Below are 8,361 nucleotides of genomic sequence, written 5' to 3'. Positions count from 1 at the left end.
CTGATCACGCGCTACTGTCTGTACACCTTCATTGAATAAAACACCGTCCTGTGTTATACCGGGCAGTACAATAGTCCGCTTGCTCAGGTAATCCTGAAGCTCCTGGTATACCGGGAATGTTCCACTCAATGACTCATGGCCGGTTCCGAACCGCAGGACTTCACCCACACCTGATGAGCGTCTTGCTTCGCCGGTTCCGTCATTATAGAAATCAACACGACTATAGGGGTATTTGGTCTTGGGAACATTGCTTTCGAGTGTGTTATTGTCACTGTAATACCAGCCCACTGTTCCTTCTTCTGCATCGCTTACCTCTAAGGGGGTATACAATGTATTGCCTGATTCTATAGACGCATCATCGAAGTCTTTGTGATCATAAACATCGCCCGAGGGAGCTAATACAAATGCACTGTTATAAGAAAAATCGGTTGATGTAATCGGTGCTGGTAAAGTATTTCCTACAACGCGGTCATATTGGTCACGCAGTACCTGACTTGTCATAACTTTGCCTGTAGAAAGGCTTTTAGTCTGGCTTTGCAGATTCCTGCCATCATCGCCAAAGTATGCTTTGGATTCACTTACTACTTTATCAGTTGATTGACTATTGATCGCTTCTGTAGTACCATCGTAAGCCCGTGTATGTATCCAGTTTAGGCTTTCATCGCCACGCAGTGTGGCTGATATAGTTTGCGTAGGCCCCCAGATGCCGGTACCGCGGTCGCGGCCTTTCAGGTAATACGTTCCGTTCTTATAAAGCTTGCTGCCGGTAACAATACCATTTACACAATAAGGGCGGATGATCGATGGATTATCGCTGGCGTTATTTACCCAATAGTAATCCGCATACGAAAAGATATAGTCTTTTTCATCGTTTGCGAAATATACCTCATTGTAACCCGGCTTTAATATTTGTCCGGCATTCGCCAGCGGTGGTGCATAGTTAATGTTAACATGCACAGGCCCAAGCGGGTTTGCCCAGCAATTTGTAGCGGCAGAATAATAGCGGGTGTAGTAATCGCCGGATTCGTATACTATATAATTGCCGTTTACGGGATTATTTACATCCTTGCCTGTACTGCTTTGTTCCCAATAATGACCTGCCAGTACACCGCTGCCTGTCGTTAATGTTTGCCTGTGATAAAATGAAGCTGTGCCCAACGCTGGCTGAAGGCTCGTTTTAGAAACATTGACTGTTATCTGATTTTCATTTGTACAGGCTTCTCCTGCAATAGTCAGGTAGAATGTCGTCGTAACAGACACGTTATTAAACGTAACGGAAGTACCTGAACCAGTGAAGCCAGTCGGAACTGAACGCCACAGAAAATCATATCCGGAATTGGTGTAGCTCGGATCTACCGAAAGCGTCACACTTCCTGATTCACATAACTGAGTTGTACTGGCCGTAATAGACGGTCTGGGGACGGCCTCGATAAATATAGTCGTTTGCGTATATACCGGTTTGGTATTTTGACATGTACTACACCAGGAGCCCAACTTGACGGTGTGGCTACCGGTTGTATTAAATGTATACGTTTTACTCGGTCCGCTTCCAATGGGCGTACCATCGATCACCCAACTGTGATTGTCATAATTATCCGGACAGTTTTTATAAAATGTAATGGGCTGCCCCAGGCAGTTTCCGCCTGAATGCGAAATACTACAAGGGGACGTTTGGCCAAAACTAAGGTTGTTGTTTACAATGAGTCCAATAAAATATAATGCTATATAGAAACGCTTCATAATAGTTCTTTAAATCTGTGTGCGTTATAATATCCTTACTCTATACCTGTGCTTCCTGGTTTACAATTACAGCCTGATACCAGGCCATTGTTATATTGACAACAGTTGTCAACAGCCAGCGACCGGAGGTCATACGGTATCTCCGATTTCTTGTTCGCTGTCATCCAACTGCCCTGGTTGCCGCACAGATCATAATACGCATATCGATACCCGCCATCGAAACAGGTATTGCCATTACCATCAGTATATCCATTACAAACCACTACACCTGCGACTGAGTTTGAAGCAAAATCTGCTTTCAATGTATGTGCTGTCTGAACATTCTTAAATGTTATGACTTTGCCTGCACTCTGGATGGATACGGTCGTTCCATCGGCAAGCGTTACAGAAGATTTATAGACATCGATCTTTTTACCATCAATCCACACGGCAGCCAATGTATTACTCTGACATTTATCGCGCAGCTCAAAGCGAAGGTCCTTGCCCTGTGCAATGGATACATTTCCGGAAGGATATATATACCCTCGGGTGCCTGTGCTTGATGTATTGATCGTTAGTATATATGGATTATTTGCTCCGTAGTTATACTCTACAATACCTGTTTTAACTATACCCTGATTACCGTACGCTGCCTTAAAGCTCTCTTTGTACGTAGAGGTGAGGCGTCCCATAGCATCATACCGATACTCTGTGTAAAGGTTATTGTTATCGAGTATATGCGATACTTCGCCCCATGGGTTATACACATAGCTGGTCATGGCACCATCAATCGGTCTCACGCGGAAGTCGTCAAAGTATGTAGTGTTCGCACCGGCCTCGCACCACAACTCCAGCTTTGAAGCGTTTGTTGCTGTTACTGCTACATCGGCTTCCAGCAAATACCAGTTACCCGCTTTTCCTATGTTGTTGACCGACGCAATTGATTCTGTGTTTGAATCAAGTTTATACTTGATTGATGCCGCAGGCTGTGATGACCATACGCTAACACGATACTTATTTTGCCGGGGAGTTTCCATGTGGTAGGTAAAACCTCGTGTATTGGCTGCTGCCAGCAGTGATATACTTCCTGTGTGGGCCATTATCGTTGCAGGTGTTCCATTCTGATATACATCACTTCCATAGACGCCATTGGCAACCCTGTCTTCAGCGCCTGAGTAAGCAAATTCGCTGTAACGTGCATTCAGTGCAGTTGCTATAACGCGTGTTTGATCAGGAGACATCCGCGTAGCAGCAAAATTGCCATTAACATCTCGTGCTTCAAGTGAGTGAGAGTTAACATCATAGAGCGTAGTCCCTCCGATTTTCTGCCATCCGTCAGAAATTTGATCATTGACATTCCAAGAAGTAAACGGGGTAACATTTGCTGCAGGATACAATCCATCAATGGGAGTTGGTATGCTTTCTGAACCTATAAATACAAAGTTATCAGCTTTACGCCATATACCCGTTTGAGCTGATGCTTCTGACTTTTGCTTTCCTTGCTCAAGTGCGAGGATTTGATCACTCCAGGTTTGAACTGAGGCTGACACAAGGCCAAGCTTTTTATTGTTCTGGGAAGGATCAATTTTATACGTATAAGCGGCGGCTTCTTGGGTAAGCATGTTCCTGCCTCCGTTTAAAGCAAGCCCCATCTTCGGATACTTACCATAGGCCTGCGTTCTTTCGGTAATATATTGATTACCGTGTTCATCGTTTGTTTGAGTAACAATCGGCGTACCTGAAAAGAAGTCAAAGCCAGTTTGAATCGTTTTATTTGTAATTAAACGTTTTGCATCATAGGAAGTAATAGACTTCAAAACCGATGGATAACTGGAGATAATGCTCACAGTTCCTAAATGTATATCTACACCACTCGAATGGGGATGGATTATTCGATGTTCATTGAACACCTGATCTAAAACACCTTGATTCCGATATTGCTCATACTCACTTATATAATCATAACTTACTTGATTAATCAGTCCATTTGATTTCGAGTCGTAGGTCTTAACACTCAGTATATTTCCGATCTGGCTTGTAAAATCCTTTATTCGTAGCGTTCGTGATTCATGTGATCCACCGGTTACTTTTATACTCGAATAATAATATTCTTCGTCAGTTTCGGAACCCTGGATTAAGGTAGGATCAAATGTTTTAAATTCATAAGTCGTATATTGATCTAGTTTTGTTCCCCCTACATAATTATTTGTTGTGCATGATCCGTAAACCACACCAGGAGCTGGGATTTCACCCGACACGTTTCTAAGAGGAGAAAATAATCGCTGGTACTCTCTTTCGTACATGGCCATATTATAGTCATGAGGCATCATATCCCATGTGTAAGCATATACATCCGTGCATAGATTGCTATATTTTGAAGGCTCTGATACAGTTATGCCTTTATTGAAAGTGTAAGTTGATTCTCGCTCAACGCCAGTATTGGTTTTTAGAGTAATAGAATTGATTTTTATCCCATCGCCGTACGCTTTTATGTCTGGGAGAATAAGAAACGACAGGAAATGTCTATGGAATTTAGCTTGGCCATTAGCATCCTGATAGTCTAACAGAACATGGTTGGGATCACTAATCTTAATATAGTCACTACCAATCGACTCAATCTTAACTTTTCCCTTTAAGGGCACAGTGAATGTTCCCTGCCCAATTGTAACGGTATTCAACTGATTTCCAGTAGATGAAATCTGCTCAGTATAAGATAGTATGTCTATAAAACTACCTACAGATAACTGATCTTTAACGGCACTTAATAAATCACGCTCTACTAAATACAAATTCAAATATTTGATATGGCCGCCATTATAGTTATTGTCATGTTCTTGGAGTTTATATTCAGTGGTAAGGTTGTTATCGAAGAAAGCGCCAGTATTATTTGAAATATTCAAGATAACTTTGCTTCCTACACCTACATCGTCATAATCTTTCGATGAATAGTCGAATGACAAAATTTCTCCCAACGACGTGGTAATAGATCTAAGCGACCATGAATCGACTGCCTTAGAAGACAACTCACTTGTCATTCTATATAGGTCGTTTTCACTTACAGTGCTAGGGTCTTTAAAGTAGTCAGGTTTATAATACCCCCACCAATCATATAAATCACTGTTATAAGGAGGATTGCTTGTAGTGCTTACCGTTATACTGTTCTGGTGGTATCCTGCTGGCAAGTCTGGGCCATAAAGCAATCGCACCGAAATAGTTTTACTTTCTCCATCAATACCGGTTATCAATCCATAATGTTGTCCACCATTGGCCGTAAATTGAATAATATCTCCTTTGTCCAGTAGATCGGTATCAGAAATGCGAATTGACGCATCCTTCCCAGTGGAATTTAAAATATCCCCGCCCACAAATGCCCGCTCACCTTCATAGTCAAAATTATAGGCGGGTAATAATGAAGCTCCTTGTTTACCGAGAAAAGCTACTCTCTTCAAAGTGAGTTTCCCTTGTAAGACATTACTTGTAGTCATTGAGTTATAATCTATATCAAAGCTATTCGTTGTGCCTGGACAGAGACTATAATCATAGTCAAATACAATCTTTCGTAGTATATAATCATTAACAGCTGGAAAGAAAAGATCGGCGTCTGCTTTGGTAATTATACCCGCGTTGAAAATGGAACAATCACCATAAGCCTTGTCAGTGGAGTATTCATTCGAAATAATGTTTATCTGATCTAATATCGTGTTCCCGGGAGAAATGAAATTTTTGTTATCGATTAATATGATCTCATTTAGTTTAAGTGAAGGTGCTGAGACCGTTGAAGTCGTAACGCCAAATCCACCTGTTTCGCCATCTAACACACCTTTTGCATCTACTCGAATGTCTTTGACGAAAAAGCAAGTCTGTGTTCGGGAATATATGGCATCCAGATAATAATTTTCTCTTTTCCCATACGAAAAGGATTGGGAGCCATCGCTAGATACTATATAACTATTATCTTCTGCAGGCATCCTATATTTATAAGTTCCGGATTTGCCATAGGCAAAGTTCATCCAGTAACCCCAGTCACCCTCATCAGCAATTCCATTATTATTTTTATCAATAAAATCTGCACCGGTGATTGAGGTCAGTAGCCACGTGTAAGCATAAGGTTGCTCGCTTTTTACAACTCTAGTGGATAGCTTGCCAGCCTTATCAAACTTTTGAAATTTCTGTGCATTTTCATAGGTGTATACAGGGAGGCCATAATGATAGGTTACACCCTCCGGACTAGTTACTGAGAAACCTCCAACTTGATTCGTTATAGCATATGACTTATCGTAGGACACATAAGTTGACGATGTTCTATCACGAACGTACTTTATGAAACCTTGATTCTTCGCTGTTCCGTCCAATATTTCCTGGTTCTCGAAATACCTTATTTTACTAGATCCAGCAAGTTCAAGGGATGAAGTATTGAATCCTGTGGGGTCAACTATATTTTGATCATATCCTAGGTATTTGGTCTGGAGGTCAATAGATGCTCCCGTATTTGTCAGCGTAAAATCAGTTACGTTACTTACTTTATAGCTATTAGAAAAGTCGTTCTTAAAACGAAATTGTGGCCTATGCCTGGTGCGGGTAGGCTTATCATACCCAATATCAAAAGTTAATCCTCTGTATTTTAAATTAAGTTTCTTTCGATCGAATGTAGTTGCGTTGTCTAAAATGACCGGCTGCATATTGCCTCCAATGCCTTGCGCCGTAACACTATATATATCGAATGATGGGAAACTTGGCCCAGCTAGAAATTCATTGTTCTCCCGTATCACAAGCGGATTCGATTCAAAAGCAGGATTAGATACAAATTCACCCGATACAAATCTATCGAATGCTATATCGTCTGAAATAGTTGCTGGCAGATACTGTCCTTGCAGTGGCCCATATAACTTGGAATCATCAGTTTCATCAATCCAATATCTACGCTTCTCATATTTATAAACAAAATAGTTTTTACTGCTTACGACTTTAGATTGAACGTGATTGGTATTGTTGTTAAAGGCCTGCATTGCGTTATTTTCTGCAGTACCTAAACCACCACCATAATTGTAGGACAAGTTCGTTTGATAAGGCGATACTATACCTATCGAAGTATTACCTTTTTCGTCAGTTTCATCCTGATATGACATAGTGAAACTGATACCCTGTGTCTTACTATCAAAGCCAACGCCAAAAGCCTTTACGTTAAAATCAATCTCCTTGCCCGGGGAATGCGTAGACCAATTTCCTTCAAACCACAATCCAAACGAACCTAAATCTAGTCCGGCTCCCTCGCTATAAGCATTTCCGCCCTCCCATTGATCTCTTACAGAATAGCTTGCTCCATTATAGTCATCTGCAAATCCATTGACTATTCGGTTGATTGATCCGACATTTATTAAATACCCCAAGCCACAAAAGGATGATTCTTGGTTAAGCTTAATCCCGGATTTGTAAGATAGATTTACAGGATAAGCCCCCTCAGGCGAACTCACTTCTAATAAAGGCATTTGATAATTGAGATCACCGGTAAGTTTATTAACCATCTGGCTAGAATCAATTGGAGCAAATGAAGTGATTTCTGGGGCCATTGGCCCCGAAGTCAGTGCCCATGAAATAGTCGGTGCCACGGTGTTGAAGACGGTTTCAAGAATAAGAAACACTGCAATGCTTTTCAGCAGAATTCGATTGCGTATCATATCAGGTTAGAGTAGAAATTCTTTATAGTAATGCGTTAGTTCTCAAAAGTCACTTTGGGTATATCTTCAAGGTCATCCATTTCAAAACGAAGTCGCTGATTGCCTATACCTAATCCAAATTCATTCAGGTTAAACTGAACCCAGTCCTTGCCATTTGCTTTCTCTTTATTAAAGACAAAAAGTAAATCTGTGCTTCTGCTCATACCGTACGTTCGATTCAACATAAAATCACCTACCGGTATCGAATCGTTGACTGATGTGGTCAGTGTTACATAATTATTCATGCGAAATGAAAGCGTCTGTACCAGATCGCCATATTGTTCACCGCCCGTTTGATGAAGCGCTTCTTTGTTATTCGCCGAAAGACTCAGGATAAAGTACAGGTATTGGCTATATTTCTTGCGAAGCGAGTCAATCTGCTGAGGGGTAGTTTTACTTTTTCCAACTTCCTGATATACCAACAGATCAGTAGGGCGATATGTAACGTCTATTGTAACGTTATTTGCTGCCGCAACGGATTTATGCAAGCCATGAGATTCATCGGCTGCAAATGCCGTAAGGTCTTCACCCGAAAGATTTCGGGAAGTGCAACCTGCTATGAACAGGTATAAAAATGCTGATATAAAGCTAACACCGCGTATCACTTGCCGCTATATTCTTTGTTCAACCCTTCCAACACTCATCGGTTATATCAAGCCCTTCATCCGCGTAAGCGAGATTTCCATACTGTGTAGCAGCCAGTATAATTTTATAGCCTTTGGCTTCGCCATATTTTTTCAGGTAGGCATTGATTTGCGTCACCACTTCCTGCGTCATCTTGGCATCCTCCTGCTGCGCCTGCGTATTCATCGCCTGCTGGTAGTCGGCAAATTGCTTTTGCTTGCTGCGAATAAGTTCCTGACTGAGCTGGCGTTCCTTTGCCGTCATGGACTTACTCTCCTTCTCGTATTTGAAAATTTGCTGTTGA

General features: G+C 41.5%; 4 protein-coding genes. All 4 read right to left on the bottom strand.

What is annotated here, in order from left to right; all coding sequences use genetic code 11:
- The coding region (locus VIN08_RS06395; RefSeq protein WP_331961935.1) for a hypothetical protein at positions 1-1,740 on the bottom strand (1,740 nt) is incomplete at its 3' end.
- Positions 1,741-1,775: 35 nt separating this feature from the next.
- The gene (locus tag VIN08_RS06390) at positions 1,776-7,394 is read right to left on the bottom strand and encodes a hypothetical protein (RefSeq protein WP_331961932.1); all 5,619 of its coding nucleotides are present in this window, start codon (positions 7,392-7,394) and stop codon (positions 1,776-1,778) included.
- Between the two features lie 35 nt (positions 7,395-7,429).
- Positions 7,430-8,038 carry a hypothetical protein gene (locus tag VIN08_RS06385; RefSeq protein WP_331961929.1) on the bottom strand — a complete coding sequence of 203 codons (609 nt, stop codon included), beginning with the start codon at positions 8,036-8,038 and terminating at the stop codon, positions 7,430-7,432.
- A 19-nt stretch (positions 8,039-8,057) separates the two neighbouring features.
- A partial coding sequence (locus VIN08_RS06380; RefSeq protein WP_331961926.1) for an OmpH family outer membrane protein occupies positions 8,058-8,361 on the bottom strand: 304 nt, incomplete at its 5' end.

It is taken from the genome of Ohtaekwangia sp. (assembly GCF_036568665.1).
Lineage (GTDB): Bacteria > Bacteroidota > Bacteroidia > Cytophagales > Cyclobacteriaceae > Ohtaekwangia.
This window is presented reverse-complemented; position numbering and strand designations above follow the sequence as displayed.

Bases quoted from the DNA above. Each gene is read 5' to 3' on its own strand.
- VIN08_RS06390 (WP_331961932.1), bottom strand. From the start codon at position 7,394: ATGATACGCAATCGAATTCTGCTGAAAAGCATTGCAGTGTTTCTTATT.